At 63.1% G+C, this 19,798-nt stretch carries 9 protein-coding genes; 2 read left to right on the top strand and 7 right to left on the bottom strand.

Features of this window, described 5'->3' with window-relative positions; genetic code table 11:
* Positions 1-16: 16 nt before the first annotated feature.
* The 3 genes from B8V81_RS11685 to B8V81_RS11680 form a co-directional block, all read right to left on the bottom strand.
* Entirely contained in the window at positions 17-4,576 is a 4,560-nt protein-coding gene (locus B8V81_RS11685; RefSeq protein ID WP_180968435.1) for a carbohydrate binding domain-containing protein, read from the bottom strand.
* Positions 4,577-4,808: 232 nt separating this feature from the next.
* On the bottom strand, positions 4,809-4,934 hold the full coding sequence (locus tag B8V81_RS26015) for a hypothetical protein (RefSeq protein ID WP_267238402.1): 126 nt from the start codon (positions 4,932-4,934) through the stop codon (positions 4,809-4,811).
* Positions 4,935-5,950: 1,016 nt separating this feature from the next.
* Positions 5,951-7,024 carry a branched-chain amino acid aminotransferase gene (locus tag B8V81_RS11680; protein ID WP_101808426.1) on the bottom strand — a complete coding sequence of 358 codons (1,074 nt, stop codon included), beginning with the start codon at positions 7,022-7,024 and terminating at the stop codon, positions 5,951-5,953.
* 190 nt (positions 7,025-7,214) lie between these two features.
* On the opposite strand from B8V81_RS11680, the gene B8V81_RS11675 reads away from it, so the two are divergent.
* Complete coding sequence (locus B8V81_RS11675) at positions 7,215-8,123, top strand: LysR family transcriptional regulator (RefSeq protein WP_101808425.1); 909 nt, start codon at positions 7,215-7,217, stop codon at positions 8,121-8,123.
* Positions 8,124-8,849, top strand: coding sequence for an SEC-C domain-containing protein (locus B8V81_RS11670; protein ID WP_101808424.1), 726 nt, complete (start codon positions 8,124-8,126; stop codon positions 8,847-8,849).
* Positions 8,850-8,911: 62 nt separating this feature from the next.
* On the opposite strand, the gene B8V81_RS11665 is transcribed toward B8V81_RS11670, so the two are convergent.
* From B8V81_RS11665 to B8V81_RS11650, 4 genes are read right to left on the bottom strand one after another with little or no spacing between them, the layout of a single operon-like run.
* Complete coding sequence (locus tag B8V81_RS11665) at positions 8,912-13,417, bottom strand: hypothetical protein (RefSeq protein WP_101808423.1); 4,506 nt, start codon at positions 13,415-13,417, stop codon at positions 8,912-8,914.
* 23 nt (positions 13,418-13,440) lie between these two features.
* Positions 13,441-16,647 carry a type I restriction endonuclease subunit R gene (locus B8V81_RS11660; RefSeq protein ID WP_101808422.1) on the bottom strand — a complete coding sequence of 1,069 codons (3,207 nt, stop codon included), beginning with the start codon at positions 16,645-16,647 and terminating at the stop codon, positions 13,441-13,443.
* A complete protein-coding gene (locus tag B8V81_RS11655) occupies positions 16,644-18,011 on the bottom strand; it encodes a restriction endonuclease subunit S (RefSeq protein ID WP_101808421.1) in 1,368 nt (455 codons plus the stop codon). The genes B8V81_RS11660 and B8V81_RS11655 overlap by 4 nt, the downstream gene beginning before the upstream one ends.
* On the bottom strand, positions 18,008-19,750 hold the full coding sequence (locus B8V81_RS11650; RefSeq protein WP_101808420.1) for a type I restriction-modification system subunit M: 1,743 nt from the start codon (positions 19,748-19,750) through the stop codon (positions 18,008-18,010). Before B8V81_RS11650 ends, B8V81_RS11655 begins: the two co-directional genes overlap by 4 nt.
* Positions 19,751-19,798 lie beyond the last annotated feature (48 nt).

Raw genomic sequence — 19,798 nt, 5'->3', positions numbered from 1 at the left:
ACCGGCTTTGCTCTGCCTAAGGCAGCAGCTCGCGCACGGCGACGTCGTCGATGCGGATCGCATGCGGAGCGTCCGGCGTCGCGGCCGCGCCGTCGACGACGTTGCCGAGCAGGAACTTGAGCTCTACCGTGCCGTCTGCCGCGGGCGTGACGACGACGCGGTGCACGCGCGCGCTGTCTCCCGTCAGGCGGACCGCCGACTTGCCGACGCCGGCCGCGCCCGTCCATTCAAGCTCGATCGGACGGTCGGCGTCGCTCCATGCGCGGAACGTCAGCTCGTAGCTGACCCCGCCTTTGAGCTTGAGGCCGCCTTGGATGAGCTGGCTCGACCAGCTCACCGGCACGTTCCACTGCGGATGGATGCCCCCGTGGTAGAAAATGTCGATCTTCGCCGCCCCGTCCTCCACGGCGAAGGCGGAATCTCCGCCTTCGCCTTTCCAGTACGTCCAGCCGGCCTCGCCGCTTGCGAACGAGCCGTTCGCGAGCAGATTGCCGTCCGCCTCCATGACCGGCTGCCGGACGGAGGCGTCGGCATAGCCTTCCGCCTGCACCGTCACCGTCGCCGTGCCGGCCGAAAGCCCGGCTGCCGGCAGCAGCCGCAGCACGCCCGGCTCCAGGACGTAGGCGTCCGGCGCCAGCGTCCTTCCGTCCGCCGCCACCGAGCGGACCGCCGCCCGCCAGTCGGCATCGTCGGCGAACGTCAGCTGCAGCTCCGAGCCGGCATAGTTGCCGTCCAGGTCCTCGTTCAGCCGCACCGGCCGCTTGAACGGAGCGTCGGCGACCTCCAGCACGACGTTGCCGATCCAGACCTGATGGCTTCCCGCCGGCGTGCCGGGCAGCCTGCCGAGCAGGAACTTGAGCGCGAGCGTCTCGTCGGCGGTCGGCCGGAACGTGTAGGCGAAGCGCTGCCAGTCGCCGGTCAGCGCCTTCTCTCCGGAGTCGAAGCGCCGCGCGTAGGAGGCGTTCTCCAGCGTCGCCTGCAGCGGCCGCGCCTCGCTCGCCTTGGCGTCGAACTCCAGCTTGTAGGCGAAGCCTTTCTTGAGGCTCAGGCTGCCTTGGTTCAGCATGACGTTCCAGCTCTCGCTCCCGGCATTCGAGATGTCGATGCGTGCCGCGCCGCCATCCGCCGCGAAGGTCGCTCCGGCTCCTTGGACGAACGGCTCCCACGAAGCCAGGCCGCCGCTGAAATCGCCGTTCTGCAGCGGGAACAGATCCACGCCGGAGTAGTCGACGTTGCGGTCCGACAGGCGGAGCAGGCGAACCTCGTCCAGTACGATTTCGCCCGCGGCGCCTCCGAACAGGAAGGACAGTCGTCCCAGCGGATCGCTTTCGCCCGCCGGCATCGTGAAGGCGAGCTTATGCTCGGCCATCGCCGTCCCGGCCGCCATCTCCTGCGAGGCGTACGTCCGGCTGCCGCCCTGGCTGCCGAGCTGCACGCCGACCGTCCGCCCCGCCGTGGAAGCCCGGGCGCGGAACGTCAGCTCATAGTCGTCGCTTTGCAGCAGCTGCAAGCCGTCCTGGCGCAGCGCCGCGTCCTGCGGCGCGCCTGCCGCTGCGGTCGTCAGCCGGACCTCGCGGGCGGACGGATCGACCGATGCGGACGCGCCGGCGGTCGGCGCCGCATCCAGCGTCCAGTAGGTCAGCCGGTCCATCTTGCCCAGCTCGAAGCTGCCGTTGTAGATATGGTTGCCGTTCTCGAGCGGCTCCTTGGCCGCCAGCGGGTCGCGCAGCTGCTCGACCTCCTCCAGGCGGACGTTGCCGATCCAGACGTCGCCGGCCGCGAGGCCGACGTTGAACTCCAGCCGCGCCGTGGAGTCGGTCGCGTTGCCCATCGCGAAGCGGTATTCGAACGGCTTGACCTCCGTGCCGAGCTGCGGCGCGAACTGGTCCGTGTAAGCGGCCCAGCCGTTGTCGGCGTCGCCGCCCAGCTTGACGGCGATCGCGCGCGGAGCCGAGGCTTTGGCGTCGAAGGCCAGCCTGTAGTTGCGGCCCTTGACGAGCGTCCCGTGCTGGATCAGCTGCAGCGAATAGTTCTGTTGGCCGCCGTCCGTCGCCGTGATGCGGGCCATCGGCGTGCCGCCGACCGTCTCGATCTTGGCCGTGCCGGCCCCGCCGAATTCGCCGGTGTGCAGGAAGTTCCAGTAAAGCGGATCGAGCGTCGCCCCCGGAGCCGCGACGTCGGTCAGGCCGCGCGCGAATTCCCGGTCATGGATCCAGCTTCCGTCCACCGGCTGCTTGGCGTCTGCCGGGATCGGCTCCTTGACCCCGCTCGGCTCCTGCGGCGTACGGTAATCGCGGCCCGTCAGCTCGTACGCGCGGACGTAGTCGACCTCGACGCGGCCCGGAAGGTCGGAGTCCTGGGGCGTCCGGCCGCCGTCGTAGTTGCCGCCGACCGCCAGGTTGACGATGAGGTGGAACGGCTGGTCGAACGGCGCCGGGAACGCGTACTTGTCCGGCTGCCCGACGCCTTGGCTGCTCCACTCGTTCTGCGTCTGGTACAGCTTGCCGTCTACGTACCAGCGGATCTCGCCGGGCTCCCACTCCACGCCGTACGTGTGGAATCCAGTGATGTCCTCGCCTTCGGGGAAATGGTACTCCTTGCCGGTGTAGCGGTTGTCCGGCCAGGTCTTGCCGTGGTGGAGCGTGCCGCCCACCTCGCCGAGCAGCCGGCCGCGCGCCTCCATGATGTCGATCTCGCCGGAGGACGCCCAGACGCCGTAGACGCTGTCCTGCGGCATCATCCAGAAGGCCGGCCACAGTCCCTCCCCGGCCGGCAGCTTCATGCGCGCCTCGAACTTGCCGTACGTCTGGCTGAACGTCGGCGACGTCCACATCCGGCCGGACGTGTACGGCTTGCCGCCGACGCTCTCCTTGCGCGCCTCGATGACGAGCTTGCCGTCCTCGACCTTGATGTTCTCCTTGCGATAGAACTGCTGCTCGTTGTTGCCCCAGCCGTCGACGCCGTACTCCGCGCCGTTGCCGAGCTGGTAGCCCCACTTGCTGAGGTCGACGCCGTTCGTATCCGGCTGCGCCGCATTGCCGTCGAACTCATCCGACCAGGTCAGCGTCCAGTCGCTTTCCGTCGGCGTCGAAGTCGGAGCCGGCGTCGGGGATGCGGTCGAGGTGGACGTCGGCGTCGGCGTTGGGGTCGGCGTCGGAGACGCAGACGACGTCGGCGTTGGGGATGCGGTCGGTGCCTGCGTCGGCCAAACGATCGGCGGCGCGGCGCTTGGCGTTGGCGAAAGGCTCGGCGAAGGGCTCGCGGCCTTGCCGCCGCTCACGGCGCCGGAAGCGACCGTACGGCTCTCGCCCGCCGGCAGCGGCTCGCCGTTCAGCGTCACGCCGGTTCCCGCAGCCGTGACGCGCCCTGCGCTGCCCCGGATCGACAGCTCGGAGCCCGCTCCGCCTTGCCCGACCTCCATCTCGCCGACCTCGGCCTGCGGCCCGATCTCGATCGTGGCGCGGCTTTGCGCCTGCAGCCGGCCGACCTCGCTGGAGCCCTCGAGCACGACCCGCACCGGTCCGGACGGCTTGTCCACGACGACTTCGCCCGCCGTGCTGTCCTCGAGATGGATGCTGCTGGCGCCGCCGCCTTGCACGAGGATGCGGCCCTTGACGCGGACGCCCTTCAGCGTCACCTCGCCTTCGCCGATGCCCGGCGCCAGGTACAGGTCGCCCGCCACCGCCGTGCCCTGCACGACGACGCCGCCCGTCTTGACGACGAGATTGCCGGCCTCCGCCTTGGCATGCGTGCCCGGCGCGGCGACGATGTCGCCCGACAATCGGTCCAGCAAAGCGATTGCCTCCTCCCTCGTCACCGGCGCGCCCGGCTTCAGGCTGCCGTCGCCGTAGCCCGACAGGTAGCCGCCGGCGAGCAGCGCCTCCAGCGCCGGCCGGGCGTAAGCCGCAGCCTTGGCTCCATCGGAGAACGCGCCGAGCTTGTTCGCCGTCGGGCCCGCATCCGCCAGTCGGAACAGCTTGGCGGCCAGCACGGCGGCCTCCTGCCGCGTGACGGCAGACGAAGGACGGAAGCTGCCGTCCGGATAGCCGCTGGCCAGGCCCGCGGCGCGCAGCGCCTCGATCGCTCCCGCGTGCCAGGCGCCCGGCTTCACGTCGGCGAAGGCCGCCGACGCCCGTTCAGGCGTCGGCAGGCCGAACAGGCGGACCATCAGCTGCGCCAGCTCGGCGCGCGTCACGGCCGCCTGCGGACGCGCCGCGCCGTCCGGATCGCCCGCCGCCAGTCCGAGCTGCGCCCATTTCGCCATGACCGCATCCGACCAGCGGCCGGCCGCTGCTGGGGCTGGCGAGGCTGACGGAGCAGCTCCGGCTGTCGATTCGGCCGCCGGTACAGATCCGGTCGCTGCCAGTGCCGCCGCTGGGGCCGTCGAGGCCGCGTTCGCGCCTTGCGCTTGTCGTGTTGCAGCTCCATTCGCAGCTTTCGCCCCGATCGTCTGCGCAGCCTGGCCGCTGCTTGGCGCAGCTTGTCCTCCGCCTGCCGGCGCTCCATAGGCCGGCATCGCTCCTGCCGCGACGAGCAGCGCGCACAGCGCTGCAGCGGCCGCTTTCCCTTTTCTCATTCCAATGCCCCCTTCTGATGTTAACGCTTTCATAATGAGATGCTACTTACTATAGAGGAATCCAATGTTGGATTATATCCCCATATTTCAGGTAAGGTGACGGGAGTTCGGATCGCCGCCGACTTTATTCCTGCGCTGTTGAAACGTCCCTCCGAATGTACTCCTTGCTGCCGAACGTCCGTCTTGCCATCTCTCTTCTCACACCCGCCTCGCCTCGTCGCTCCAGCCTCGTTCATCTCGTCCAATCGTCCACCTCGCCCGCCCCACTGATCTCGTTCATCTGTCCACCTTGCCCGCTCCGTCCATCCCGTCCATCCCGTTCATTCGTCCATTCGCCCGCCTCGTCCAACTCGTTCATTCGTCATTCGCACGCTCCGTCCATCTCGTCCATCTCGTTCAATTCGTTCATTCGTCCACCCGCCCCTCGCTCAACTCGTTCCTTCGTCCATTTCACCGGTCTCGCCCACCAAGCTCTTGGTTCCATTCGTCGCTCGTCTCGTTCCTCATGCCATCCCTCCAGCCGCCTGCTGCCTCGTCCGCCTCGCCTGCTCGTCAGCCGTGCCGCTAACGATACGGAGAAGCGCTATTTTGCCCAAAACGAACAGCTGGAAATTCTAACGATACTGAGGCGCGCTATTCGACTAAAATCGGCCAAAATCATCGTTCTGGACTCGAATAGCGCTCGCCAGTATCGTTAGCTGACAAAAAGGCTCGAAAATCAGCAAATAGCGTCTCTGAGTATCATTAGCATTCGCAGGCAGCCCTGGATGCGGCACATCCGAGGCTAGACTCACTGCGCTGCGAAAGAAAAACCTCGGCTTGGCAACCAACAAACAGACGCCCCCCTGCAAGAGGCCGCCCATCATCTGAGCAGGTGCCCGCAGGGCACGGCTCCAGCCCTTAGCGGCGCCACCGGCCAGGCGCCCGCAGCGCGACGTCTCCAGCCCCCAGCGACGCCTTCGGCCAGGCGCCCGAAGCGGTGCGACGGCTCAAACCCCTAGCGGCGCCTCCAGTCAGGCGCCCGCAGCGGTGTGGCGCCTCCAGCCCTCAGCGACGCCTCCGGACAGGCGGCCGCAGCGGCGCGACCGGCTCCGCGGGCGGCGATCGCCACCTCCGCGAACGACAAAAAGACGGCTCCCCTTGCGGGAAGCCGCCCCTCTACGCGCGCATGCATTACGGTCCGTCGATTCGTCATTCCGACGATCCATCGTTCCGTCGATTCGTCATTCCGCCGATCCAACGATCCGCCGGTCCGTCATTCCGCCGATCCAACGATCCGCCGGCCCGTCATTCCGCCGATCCATCATTCCGACGTTCCATCGTTCCGACGATCCGCCGGTCCACCGACCCGTCATTCGGCCGCCCGCCGATCCGTCAGCCCTGCAGCTCGACCGTCCAGCCGAACGGGTCTTCCTTCTCGCCGCGCTGCAGGCCGGTGAGCTCGTCGTACAGCCGCTGCGACAGGTCGCCGGTGCGGCCCTCGTTCACCTTCATCGCCTCGCCCTGCCAGTACAGCTCGCCGATCGGCGAGATGACCGCCGCCGTGCCCGTGCCGAACGCCTCGACGAGCGTGCCGGCCCGATGCGCGTCGGCGACCTCCTGCATGGACAGCTGGCGCTCCTCGACCTCGTAGCCCCAGTGGCGGAGCATCGTGATGACCGAGTCGCGCGTGATGCCGTGCAGGATGCTGCCGTTCAGCGCGGGCGTAACGACCTTGTCGCCGAGCACGAAGAACACGTTCATGCTGCCGACCTCTTCGATGTACTTGCGGTGCACGCCGTCCAGCCACAGCACCTGCGAGTAGCCCTTGGCCGTCGCTTCCTCCTGCGCCTGCAGGCCGGCCGCATAGTTGCCCGCCGTCTTGGCCTCGCCGACGCCGCCCGGCACCGCGCGCACGTAGCCGGACTCGACGTAGATGGAGACCGGATTGACGCCCTCGGAGTAATACGCGCCGACCGGGGACAGGATGATCATGAACTTGTACTGGTGGGAAGGAGCCACGCCCAGCGTCGCCTGCGTCGCGATGACGAACGGACGGACGTACAGCGACGTGCCTTCCTCGGACGGCACCCAGTCGCGCTCGACGACGAGCAGCTGGCGCAGCGCCTCGAGGAACAGCTCCTCGTCGATCGTCGGGATGCTCATGCGCGCGTTGGACAGGTTCATGCGCTTGATGTTGCTCCGCGGACGGAACAGCAGCACGCGGCCGTCCTCGGTCAGGTACGCCTTGAGCCCCTCGAAGATCGTCTGGCCGTAGTGGAACACCTTGGCGGCCGGATCCAGCGTGATCGGCTGGTAGGGCACGATGCGGCCGTCATGCCAGCCCTGCCCCTTGTCGTAATCCAGGATGAACATATGATCCGTGAAGCGGGTGCCGAATACGGAGCCTTGAAGCGACTCCTTGGCCTTCGGCTCCTTGGTGCGCTCGATCTTGAACTCGTAAGCCATCTGCGATCCTTCCTTCCGTCGTCCGCCTCGTGCGGCGTCCGAGCATTCTTCTACTAGTCATCCTACCACTTGATCCCCTATAGTGAAAGGATCGGTTTCATTCAGTTCTCCATACCTTCCGGGTATGGCATTCCGGACGATCGCCCGCAGCCGCCAGGCTTTTCCATTGTTGCCGAAAGGAGTCTTCCGTATGGATATGCGCCAGCTGAATTACTTCGTGACGATTGCCCGCGAAGGCCAGATTACGCGCGCGGCGCGCGCGCTGCACATGGAGCAGCCGCCGCTCAGCCGCCAGCTGCGGCAGATGGAGGAGGAGCTCGGCGTCGTGCTGTTCGACCGCACGGGACGCAGCCTGCGGCTGACCGCCGCCGGCAAGCTGCTGCTCGAGCGCGCGGAGCGGCTCATGCGCGAGTTTTCCGACACGCTGCAGGAGGTGCGGGAGCAGGGCGAGGGCATCCGCGGCGTGCTGTCCGTCGGGGCGGTCGTCTCGTGCATCTCGCTGCTGCCGGATCCGATCCGCAAGTTCCACCGCCAGTATCCCGACGTGACGTTCAAGGTGCATGAAGGGGATCATTTCTCGCTCGGCCAGGAGCTGGACGCGGGCGAGATCGAGCTGATCGTGACGCGCCTGCCGTTCGAGTTCGACTCGGAGCCGTCGGCCTACAAGATCGCTCCGCTGCCTTCGGACCCTTTCGCCGCCATCCTGCCTGCGGGCTGGGCGCCCGAGAGAGGGGGGCCGATCTCGCTCGGCGAGCTGGCGGAGCATCCTTTCCTCACGCTCAAGACCGAGCGCACGACCGCCATGCACGAGAAGCTGCTCCAGCAGTTCCGGCTGGCCGGCTGCGAGCCGCATATCCTGTGCGAATGCTCCAGCGTCGCCGTCATCCTCGCGCTCGTCTCCGAAGGCATCGGGGCGACCGTGCTGCCGCGCTCCGTGCTGGCCTCGTTCCAGATGTCCGGCATCGAGCTGCGCGAGCTCGGCGGCGAGCGCTTCCACTCCGAGGTCGGCATCGTCTGGCGCAAGGACCGGTACCTGTCCAAGAGCGCGGAGCGGTTCATCGCGACGCTGCTTTCGCGGAATGAAAAGGAGAGAGATTGAATGACGAATGCAAGACAGGCTTTGCCCGTCGGAAGAAATGATCGCTGCCTATGCGGGAGCGGAAAGAAATTCAAGAGCTGCTGCCTGCCCCGAACAGAGGAGGAGCGGAAGCGGCTGTTCGAAGACATGGATGTCCCGAGGCTAAATGACGGATTTTTTCACTTCCATCCGTTCCGACAGCTCTCGAGCGCAATGCTTCTTCACTCCAGCCTAGCCACTCCCACGTTGGAGCAGCTGGCCATGCAGATAGCCGGGAGAATCCGGCCGGATGAAGCAGAGCTTATCCGCTCCGAGCCGGATCCGTTGAAGCTGCTCGATCTGCTTGAAGAAGGCCGCATTACAAATTCCAACCATCCCTATCTTCTCCGAAAGCTCCTGCCGCATGAAGCGGTCGTTATCCCGGCTCTGCTCAGCAAGCTGAGCGAATCGGATCAGGATGCGCTGATCGAGCAAGGAATCCGGTTTCTAAACAAGACGACTGGATTCCCGCTTCCTCAGCTGGAAGAACTGGCCCTAAGCGCATCTTCCCCTTATGTCCGCTCCTGCGTCTGCCTTCTGCTGGGCGTAAGAGGGCCTGAGACCGTCTTGCCGCTCCTTTGGAGGCAGTTCCACTTGTTGCGGACGGCGCATCCGGAGGAAAGCCTCTCCGAAGGCCCGCTCTACGGCTTGTACGAGCTTGCCGTACGTTTCGGTCGGATCAGCTTGAAATTTCCTGAACATCTGTAACGAGGAGGGGCGACGGAAACGTGGCCTGAAGCTCCTCTCATTCAACAAACAAGACCGCTCCATCAGGAGCGGTCTTGTTGTCTGGAATAAACCATCCCATCCTCGACGACAAACGGCGCTTCGTTTCGCTCCAGCTTCATGGCCGTCTCGTACATGAAGCGACCTTCCTTGGAATACTTCAGTTCCGCAAGCCTGTGCTGGAATGCTGCCGCATCCACCTTTCCGCCGAACTCCGTCTCCAGGAGCATCGCCAGCCAATCCGTCTCGCCGGCGATCCGGGGATGGCCCCGCCTGACAACGATATGATCATAAGAGCCGACCAGCAGGAACGATTCGCTTTTGTGCAAGCAGTCGGACAGCAGATCCTCCGTCCAGGGCAGGCCGGCTCCCAGCTCGCCCAGGGGCAGCTCCCGCATCAGCTCCCCAATCGTCGCGTAGGGACGGCCGCCGCGCTCCTTGCTCTCCAACGCACGCTCCACATCGCGGACCAGCTCCTGCTCCCGCTCGGCCGTCCAACCAAGCCTTATCCGATGAATGTATTCGCCGAACTGACCGGCGCGGTAGTAGAAAATATTTTTGCTCGATGCCAAGGCGTTGTCGAGCGTCGCCGCGCTGGCGCCCACATCATCCGTCACCCATTCGTACACTTCCTCGCGAGGCACCTGGGCTTCCTGATCCTCCATGTACTGCTCGACCATCGCGAGCAGCGTCATCCCCTCCGCCGGATGGCTCGACAAGGTGATGAGAGGATAGCGGAACATGCGGAATCGCTCATCATCCAGCCCCGTCAGCAAGTCATAAAGAAGATAGGACGAGCCAATCCCCATCGCTTGCATGCGGCTTCTCTCCAGCTCATAAAGGCGGCTGACATGCAAAATGTCCGTTTCCTGCAGCATCGCCCACAAGCGATCGAGCACGCCGTGAAAATCCTCGGGAGCAAAAGGGTAGAACTCCCGCAATCCGACGATTCCGTAGTCCGCGCTGACAAAGTCCGGATCTTTGGAGATGGAGAATTCCAGAGTGAATCTCTTCCATCCCCGTTTCTGCACGAACTCCTCCCGCAGCCGCTCCACCGGAAGGGGCTCGTACTGCTCGCGGATGAACATCTTGATCTGCTCCGCGTTGCTCAGTTGCAGCCCGCCGTCGTCCACATGCCAGATATGAGGGAACTTGTTCGGCGCAAGCTGGTCCGAGCCGAGCTTGCGCAGCATCGTATAGAGCGCATATTCCGTCGGGATGCCGTTGTCTTGCAGCCGTTCCCGATACGATCCGAACAGGCGGTGGACGGAAATCGGACTGCGCTTTTCAAGAAGCTGCAGCGCATGATCCGAAATTCCCCTGACCAGCGCTTCGTCTATCTGGACCTTGTCGCGGTGAATGTAGACGCCTCTGCCCCATAAATAAGCCGTGTCGCTGAACTCTTCCCGGCTGAACACGGCCGTGAGCTCGCGCTCCTTTTCAAATTCGCCCGGCCGGATTCGATTGCCGATCTCCATCAGTTCTTCGGCCCGCTTGTATACCTCGACGCCTTGCGGAAACTGACGGAGCACCATCTCGGCGATATCCGCCTTCGTGGAAGACGAGAGGAAGCTGGCTCCATCGAGCGTTCGAGACATCCCCGTCCGCGCCATCTCCAGAACGAGGCCGAGAGGGAATCCGAGCTCGTCCGCCAGCGGCTTGACCTGCTTGCGGAGCTGTTCCTCCGTCCACAGCCGGCCGCCCAGAGGTTCTTTCAGCCGTTTGCGCAGTTGCGCTTCCTTGGTTTCCACTTCTTCCAGCGGAACCGTCGTCCACCACCCGTACCGCTCCAGATAAAACAGGCCTTCGTATTCCTCCAGCGCCTGCTCGATGATGCCATGGATAAAATTCGCTTGCAACGGAAAACAGAAAAATCCTTGTTGCTGCGCGCAGGCTTTTTCAAGCTCCTGCTCCAGATCCAGCAGGTCGCCATGGAACTCGCGCAGCGTCTTGCGGATGACCTGCCTCACTCGCTCCCGCGTCAAGCCGAACTGCTGGCCAAGCCATTCCAGCGTCGCGCGGCGGCCTTCCGCGCGTTCCTGCCAGCGGATCCGCACCATCTGCAGGTTGCGGCTCGATCGGATCGCCTCGTCGCTCAGCTTCGGAGCGAGCTTGGCCGAAGCATGCCGCAGCCGAAAGCCGATCCGCTCGCCCGGACTCATCGCCTCGAGCGTCGCCGCCGTCTCGCGCAGGGCTCTCGCTTCCTCCAGCAGCTCCACCAGCCGTACCACAAAAGCTTCCATTGAGATCTGCCCGATGCCCGTTCCCTTGATGAGCGAAGCCAATACGGTCGGCAGCTCGCCGACTCGAGTGATGCCGCGTCTCGCCAGCCGCACGGGCACACGGTTCCCGGAGGGGAATTCAGTGGGGCGTATCGGCAACTGAAGATCCTCATCGCTCAGGTCCAGAACAATCTGCTGCCAAATCAGCCGCCTGGATATGTCCGCGGGCTGATCTCTGTCTGGCGCAAGCTTCGGTTCCGGAGGCGCCTGCTTCGATCGGGCAGGGAGCGCTGGCGCTTCGCCGCTGCCTTCCTTCTCGACGAACGACTTCAGCTGATGCATCAACTTGAGCATCGCGCCTTGACCAGCGCTTTTGATGTAGGGCAGCAGGCTGCCCATATCTTCCGGCAGGTCCGCCAGCCTCGTCACCTGACAATTGTGGATCAGTCCCCGCATGAGGGCATTGCAGCCTTTGATCGGAAGATCTTCCAGCAGCGTCTCCTGCCGTTCAGCGGGAATCGTGACGGACACATCGGCAAAGTAGAGCGTGCGGCTCGTTCGGGCCGTATTGCTTTCGGGTTCGTCCTGCATCAGCTGGTCTTCCTCCTGCGGCAGCGGCTCGTCGCGCCGCGCCTCCAAAGCAAACAGCTCCGACTCCACGCCCTCATAGCGGTCGCGGAACAGCCACTTCAGCCCGTACGTCGGAAGCCCGCTGAGCTGTCCCGTCTCGGTGATGCCGAACCGCTCCAGCTGCCTCGCGATATCGAGCGGGAACCGCTCGCCCAGCGCGAGGCCGGGCATCAGGTCAGGGACGAACGTCGCCTCGCCCGGCCGCTCCAGCTTGACGAACCGGCTCAGCTCGCCCGCGAAAGCAACGCCGTAGAACCACAGTTGGACGAGCACTTCATGCAGCAGCTTCGGCTGCAGCCGATAGAGCTGCTTGAGCCGCTCTTCAGTCCAGTCCTCGAATGTGACGACACCGAGCGTTTCCGCGATCTCGCTCATCCGGCTCGGGCGATACTCCGCTACGGCACGCTTCTGCAAGTACGAAGGCACGAGCACTTTCGGATCCTCCTGCGCCGGCGCGTCCGGCCGTGCGGATGAACGCTGCAAGTCGGCAGATGCCGGTTGCGCTGCGGGTACAGCTGCTGCGGGTGCCGCCGGCGCTGCGGCATTTGCCGTTGCTGCAGGTTGCACCCTCGCTGCAGGTTGCGCCGGTGCTGCGATTTCCGCCGTCGCTGCAGGTGCCGCTTCTGCAAAGAAGTCCAGCTCGACCTGCACCGCCCCGCTCCGCACCGCCTTGCTGCCTGCCGGCACCTGCACATAGCGCTTGGCCGTCTGGTTGTTGCCGATCAGGAACCAGGCGGGCTTGCGTTTCGTCGAGAGGCTGCCGCCTTTGGCATAGCGGAAATAAAACCGCTGCTCCTTGAGTGCAAGCAACTCGTCCTTGATCTCCCAGCCGCCGACGATCCATAAAGCGCCGCCGCTCTCGCGCTTGTCGACGACAGTCAGTCCTTGGCCGATCAGGTAAGGGGCTATCTCGACGCTTTGAGACCCGATGGAAGGTTCCGGCTGCGACGCTTCCGCCTGAGATGCCGCAGCCTGCGGCGGCTCCGGTTCAAATCCATGCTTCGCTGCCTGCGTCAGGGCCGTCTCGATCGATCCCGCCTCTGATGAAGGGGCATCTGCCTGCTCGGCCCTGTCCTGAACCGCAGGCCGCTCCTCCGCCCACTGATTCATCTGCTGCGAGAACTTCGCCAGCAGCTCGCTCATCTGGCCGAGCCGCTCGTCGATCGACGGCAGCAGCTTGTCCGCCACCTGATTGCGGAGCGCCTCCTCCAGACGGTGCTGGAGCTCCGCTTGCGCCAGCCCGACTTGACCGGCATCGGCGCGGATGTCCGCGCCAGGACTCGATGTCCGCAGCGGCATCTCGTAATCGGGCACCGCCAGCTCGGGAGAGCCATATGCCTCGACATACCAGGCCGCCAGCTCGTACAGCCGGCGATGGGCCGTCAGCGCCAGATCGACCGGCACTTCCCGCGCGTCATGCGCTGCGGCGTTGCCGTTCATCCGCAGCCATTCGAAGGCGCTGCGGATGTCTTCGGAGATGATGTCCTTGCGGGCGAGCAGATGGATCCGGTCGATCTGCTTGATCGCATAGACTGGCTCGACCTTCTCCGTCTGAGCGACGAGCGAAGCCAGCTGCTCGCCGAACAGCCGGCCTTGCAGCAGCGTCGTCCGCGGACTGATCCAGACCGTCTGCTCGACTTCATCTGCCAGCTGAGACAGGCCGGGATGCGCCGGCTGCAGGAACGCGAATAAAGTCATCTTGACCGTCTCCTTGTCTGCGTTTATTCGTAGCTTTTCTTTCCATCCGCAGCTTGGGAGTGGCTCCAGCCTGGAAGCGGATAGCGGTCTTCTACGGCGACAGCCGCTTTTTCTGCCGCGCGGGACCGCAGCGATTCATACAGACGGCCTGGACCGAGCAGGATCTCTTTCAATCCTTGCCGGGTCTTTTCCGAATCGAGCGCCTGCTTGCTCATCGCGTTGTGCGCCTTGAATGCATCGATGATCGCATTCATAATTTCCTGATTCAGATCCGGAGAGTTGTCGAACTGCGCCTTCGTGTTGTTGGCCGCCTGCTGCATGAGGATATCCGACTCCAGCAGCTTGCCCTTGATGACCTGATTGGCATAGACGAGCTTGTCCTCGTCGGTCAGCTCTCCGCTGAACAGCTTGTTGACGCCTTCGATGATCTCCGCCAGCAGCGCTTTTTCCGGATCCCGCAGCTCGCCTTCTCCAACGTCCGTCAGCGGCTTGAGCTTGTCGCCCTCTCCGTCGCCGAGCCGCATGTCGCGCTTGCCCTTGTTCCTCAGCTTGTGGTGGGTCAGCTCCAGGCTCGACACGTCGATCGTCTCGCGTTCCCGGCCGAATTCCAGCAGCGGCAGCAGCCGCTTGAAGAAGATCGCCCGCTTCTCGATGTCCGTATTGCCGTAGTCGAAGATCTGCGACAGGAAGTTGTAGACACGCAGATAGGCGCCCAGGTTCCGCTTGAACAACACCAGCACGTTCATCGCGTCCCGCGCTTCCTTCTCCCTCTTCTCGTCCTTCGCCGCAGCCGCCAGCCGCCGTTCTTCCTGGGCAGCCTTGTACCGCTTAAGCAGCCGATCGGCCACCGGCTCGATCGCCGCGACCAGCTCCGACTGCGATGCCGCCGGATTCATCTCGACCGCCACGACGCGCTCGACTTCATGCTGATCGTAATGGCCGGCGGCGTCAAGCTTGGCTCGCAGATCGTACACGAGATTCGGATCCGTCACGTCCAGCAGCTCGGCTGTGTCGTGATACGTCTTGAACGCAGCCAGAATCTCCTCCGGATCGTTGACGAAGTCGAGGATGTAGGTCGCGTCCTTTTTGCCGTAGGGGCCGTTGTAAGCCCGGTTCAGCCGCGACAGCGTCTGCACGGCCTGGATGCCCGCGAGCCGCTTATCGACATACATGCCGCACAGCAGCGGCTGGTCGAAGCCCGTCTGGAACTTGTTGGCCACGAGCAGCACCTGGTACTCGTCGGTCGCGAACGCCTCGCGGATGTCCCGTCCTCTCAGGTTCGGATTGAGCAGCGAACTGTTCTCCGTCACCGGGTCGGGGCTCGACTCCGGATCGCTCACTTCCTGGGAAAAGGCGACCAGCGTCCCCATCCGGTAGCCCTGGCTCTTGATATAGTTCTCGATGGCCAGCTGCCAGCGGACCGCTTCGAGGCGGCTGCCGACGACGACCATCGCTTTCGCATGGCCGCTCAGGAGCGGACCGACGTTCTCGCGGAAATGCTCGACGACCACCTGCACCTTCTGCGAGATGTTGTACGGATGCAGGCGGACCCAGCGCATGATGCCCTTCATCGCCTCGCTGCGCGCCACTTGCTGCTCGTCCCACTCCTGTCCGGCCGCCGCTAGCTTGAACGCCATGCTGTAAGGCGTATAATTGCGCAGCACGTCCAGGATGAAGCGCTCCTCGATCGCCTGGCGCATCGAGTACACATGGAACGGCGCCGGCAGATTGTCCGGACCCGCCGGGGCTGCCGGATCGGGGCGGCGGCCGAACAGCTCCATCGTCTTGGCCTTGGGCGTCGCGGTGAAGGCGATGTACGTGATGCCCGACTCGCGCGCGCGAGCCGCCATCTGGGCGGCCAGCAGGTCCTCGACGCTGACCTCTCCGCCGTCCTGCAGCTCGCGGACCTCTTCCGCCGACAGCAGCTGCTTGAGCTTGGATGCGGCCTCGCCGGTCTGCGAGCTGTGGGCCTCGTCGGCGATGACGGCGAACCGCTTGCCTTCCGCAGCGGCCAGCTGCTGCACCGCCTTCAGCGCGAACGGGAACGTCTGGATCGTGCAGACGACGATCTTCTTGCCGCCGCTCAGCGCCTTGGCCAGCTCCCCGCTCTTGCTCTGCGACTCGCCCTTAATCGTCGCGACGACGCCCGTCGTGCGCTGGAAGTCGAAGATCGCCTCCTGCAGCTGGTCGTCCAGCACCGTGCGGTCGCTGACGACGAGCACGGAGTCGAACAGCTTGCGCTGCCCGGCATCATGCAGGTCGGCGAGGAAATGCGCCGTCCAGGCGATCGAGTTCGTCTTGCCCGATCCGGCCGAGTGCTGGATCAGATACTTCTGTCCCGGGCCGTGCGCGAGCACGTCCTGCACCAGCTTGCGCGTCGCATCGAGCTGATGGTAGCGGGGGAACAGCACGGCCGCGATCTGCTTCTTGCTGTCGCGCTTCGTGACGAGATAGCGGCCGAGAATCTCCAGCCAGCTGTCCCGCTCCCACACCTCCTCCCACAGGTAGGCCGTCCGATGCCCGGATTCGTTCACTGGATTGCCCGCGCCCCCGCCGTCCCCCTTGTTGAAAGGCAGGAAGGACGTCGCCGCGCCTTGCAGCTTCGTCGTCATGCGGACCTCGCGGTTGCTGACCGCGAAGTGCACGAGCGCTCCGCTCGGGAAGCTCAGGAGCGGCTCCGCCTCCCGCCCTTTCGGCTGCGGCTCGCGGTCGAAGCGGTACTGGTCGACGGCATCCTCGACCGATTGGGTGAACTGGCTCTTCAGCTCCGCCGTCGCCACGGCGATGCCGTTCAGGAACAGCACGAGATCCAGCGCGTTCTCGTTATGCTTCGAGTAGCGCACCTGCCGCACGACGCGCAGCCGGTTCGCGGCGTACTTCGCCTGCAGCTCCGGGTTCATCCCGAGCGCCGGCTTGAACTGCGCGAGCTGCAGCGGCTGCCGCAGTCCGATCAGCTCGATGCCGCTTCGCAGCACGTCGAGCGTGCCGCGGTCGTCGAGCTGCTTGCGCAGCCGGTCCAGCAGCGCGGAGCGGCCCGCCGCTCCGTTCGTCTTCTCCAGCGCCTCCCACGCCTGCGGCTGGGTCTGCTGGATCCAGGCGACGAGGTCGTCGGGATAGAGCGCGCGCTCGCGATCGTAGCGCTGCGCGTCGCCGTCGGCATAGAGCCATCCGTTCGCCGCGAGATGGGCGCAGATCTCGTTCTCGAACTCGATCTCCTTGTGCAGGCTCATGCCTCCACCGCCTCTTGCTGCGGCACGAGGCCGCGCACGTCGATCTTGCCGGTGACGGCGGCGGAGATGAGCGCGGAGCGGCGCTCCTGGAGGAGAGCGATGGATTTTTGGGCTTGGTGGATGAGCGCGTTGTATTTTTCCAATTCAATGTTCAGGTGAGATACAATTTTATCTTGATCTTCAGTCGATGGTACTGAAAGCACAAAAGAGCGGAAATCGTTTTGAGATAAATTTTGCATACTTGAGCTTGTTCCAGAACAAGAGACTTTAACTTGATTTCTGTAATATTGAGTCATTGTCCAAAAGTGAATGAACGCTGGTAATACACCCTTAAAGTGAACTTGCCACAATCTGTCCGGAAGATAAAGATTTTCTTCACTTTTCAAAGCGAGTCCTGCGAATCCAACTAAATCAGGTGTGTTCATCCGGCTAACTATTAGTGTGTTTTCAATTACTGGACAAGAAACAAGATGAAGTTCAGAAGGGACAACAATTTTATTTTCTCCCCTATTAAATTGTCCACTATATACACAACTTGTTTTAAGGACCCCAATCTCCCCATTAAGAGCTGGGGAATCAATAGAGTTGACACTCTTCCCGGATTCCATTTTCAAAATGAATGACTTCAGTTTGACTACTTCCCATCCTTCGGGCACCTCTCCAAGCCACTCAATTCCCGAATCCTTCATCGGCACCGTAGGGTCAAGCCCCTTGGTGACGGCATGGGAGATTACGGCCTGGCGCTTTTCTTTCAGGAGATCGATGAGTTTTTGGGCTTGGCCAATCAATGAATTAATTTCCCTGACTTCAGCTTCCAAATAAGCTACAATTAATTTTTGCTCTTCTATTGGAGGCAAAGGAATGCGAGTGTGTAACAGCAGATTCGTTTCAAGACTTTCTACCGTTGCCCCTTGCTTTCCCCATTCTAAAAGCAATTCTTTATTATATCCTTGCACAAATCGCATGAAGTATAAGGGAGCCCAAGCCTTTTGAACGTCTAATGCTTTAATGTCTTGATTAATTGCTGTTTCCACATCATTTATTCCAACCGGGAGAGTATGCTTAAGTATGCCTGAACGCATTACTAGAAGAACCTGGTTGGTTTTTAAAATGGAGGCAGAGCTGTTTTGAAGACCACGCTCAGTTATTCGTTCCTCAGAATCTACAAGAATATCAGCTTTCATGTCTTTAGGCGTAATCCATGGAATCTCACCGTTCCAGTATTCCAACTTCTCTCTATCAGGTGTCCCGCCACCATTCAACCTGCAATGATGACCAATTTTAACAAACCCCCAATGACTCGGAATCTCCCCCAGCCACTCCACTCCACTGTCTTTATACTCCTCATACCGCGGAAAGCTCATGCCCGCAATCCCTCCAGCATCGCCTTGATCCGGTCCGTGACCTCCATTAATTCCGCGTCGATCTCTTCCAGCGGGCGCGGCGGCTGGAACACATAGAAATGCCGGTTGAACGGAATCTCATATCCAACCTTCGTCTTGTCGTGGTCGATCCACGCGTCCGGCACATGCGGCAGCACTTCCCGCTGGAAGTACGTCTCCACGTCTTCCTTCAGCGGCACGCTCTCCGTGTCTCGCAGGCTGCTGTCCGGCTGCGGCTTGCCTTTCAGCTTGCCTTTCTGACCGAGCACGATCCGGCCCTGCTCATCCCGCAGCGGGCGCTCCACCGTAATCGTCCGATAGCCGAAGTCGCTGTTGCGGAAAATGCGGCTGACCGGCTTGCCATCCCGCTCCGCCTCCGCGAAGCTGCCGAACAGGCGCGTAATCTCGGCGATATGCTCGTCCGAAAATTCCTTGCGCTTGCTGCCGAGCGACTTGCGCATCTTTTGCCACATGCCGCTGGCATCGATCAGCTGCACCTGCCCCCGGCGATGCTCCGGCTTGCGGTTGGACACGATCCAGACGTACGTCGCGATGCCGGTGTTGTAGAACATGTCCGTCGGCAAGGCGATGATCGCCTCGAGCAGATCGTTCTCCAGCACATAGCGCCGGATCTCGCTCTCTCCGCTGCCGGCGCCGCCGGTGAACAGCGGGGAACCGTTGAGGACGATGCCGAACCGGCTGCCGCCCTCATTCGCCGGACGCATCTTGGAGAGCAGATGGAGCAGGAACAGCATCGAGCCGTCGGACACGCGCGGCAGCCCCGGTCCGAACCGGCCGTTGTAGCCGAGCTGCTCATGCTCCTGGCGCACTTCCTTCTCGACCTTCTTCCACTCCACGCCGAACGGCGGATTGGAGAGCATGTAGTCGAACTTCTTGTGCGCGTGGCCGTCGTCGGACAGCGTATTGCCGAACGTGATGTTGGAAATATCCTGCCCCTTGATGAGCATGTCGGCCTTGCAAATCGCGTACGACTCCGGGTTCAGCTCCTGGCCGAACATTGTCAAGCGAGCGCCCGGATTGTGCTCGTCGATATAATCTCCCGCCACCGACAGCATCCCGCCCGTGCCGGCCGTCGGGTCGTAGATCGTCCGTACGATGCCGGGCCGGCCCACCACTTCGTCATCTTCGATGAACAGCAGATGGACCATAAGCCGGATGACTTCGCGCGGAGTGAAGTGCTCCCCCGCCGTCTCGTTGGAGATCTCGGCGAACTTGCGGATGAGCTCCTCGAAGACGAGTCCCATCTGATGGTTGTCCACCCGCTCGGGATGCAGGTCGGTATTGGCGAATTTCTCGGCCACCTGGTACAGCAGACCAGCTTTATGCAGCCGCTCGATCTGGATATGTAATTCGAAGCGGTCGAAGATATCTCGCACCGCCGGCGAGAATGCCTGGATGTAGCTGTACAGGTTGTCGCGGATATGATCCGGGTCGCCCATCAGCTTCTTCATATCGAGCGGGCTTGTATTGTAAAAGCTCTGACGCGATTCGCGCAGCAGGAACGGCTCCGGATTGACGCCCATGGCAGCCATCTCCTGATTCGTCTTGAGAACGGCCCCCTTGGTCTCCTCTAGCAGGCAGTCCAGCCGCCGCAGCACGGTGAACGGCAGGATCACCTTGCCGTAGTCGGACTGCTTATAGTCTCCGCGCAGCAGATCGGCGACGGACCAGATGAATGCGGATAAGTTCGGTTGGTTCATGGTAGTATGTTTCCCCTCTAAGTGCTTGGAATTAGAAATGAAGCTATT

Source organism: Paenibacillus pasadenensis, from assembly GCF_002864175.1.
GTDB lineage: Bacteria > Bacillota > Bacilli > Paenibacillales > Paenibacillaceae > Paenibacillus_O > Paenibacillus_O pasadenensis.
Note: the sequence above shows the minus strand (reverse complement) of the source record. Positions and strands in the feature narration are given on the sequence as shown.

Coding starts and splice junctions, on each gene's coding strand:
- B8V81_RS11685 (WP_180968435.1), bottom strand. CDS start 4,576: ATGAGAAAAGGGAAAGCGGCCGCTGCAGCGCTGTGCGCGCTGCTCGTC.
- B8V81_RS26015 (WP_267238402.1), bottom strand. CDS start 4,934: ATGAACGAGTTGGACGAGGCGGGCGAATGGACGAATGAACGGGATGGA.
- B8V81_RS11680 (WP_101808426.1), bottom strand. CDS start 7,024: ATGGCTTACGAGTTCAAGATCGAGCGCACCAAGGAGCCGAAGGCCAAG.
- B8V81_RS11675 (WP_101808425.1), top strand. CDS start 7,215: ATGGATATGCGCCAGCTGAATTACTTCGTGACGATTGCCCGCGAAGGC.
- B8V81_RS11670 (WP_101808424.1), top strand. CDS start 8,124: ATGACGAATGCAAGACAGGCTTTGCCCGTCGGAAGAAATGATCGCTGC.
- B8V81_RS11665 (WP_101808423.1), bottom strand. CDS start 13,417: ATGACTTTATTCGCGTTCCTGCAGCCGGCGCATCCCGGCCTGTCTCAG.
- B8V81_RS11660 (WP_101808422.1), bottom strand. CDS start 16,647: ATGAGCCTGCACAAGGAGATCGAGTTCGAGAACGAGATCTGCGCCCAT.
- B8V81_RS11655 (WP_101808421.1), bottom strand. CDS start 18,011: ATGAGCTTTCCGCGGTATGAGGAGTATAAAGACAGTGGAGTGGAGTGG.
- B8V81_RS11650 (WP_101808420.1), bottom strand. CDS start 19,750: ATGAACCAACCGAACTTATCCGCATTCATCTGGTCCGTCGCCGATCTG.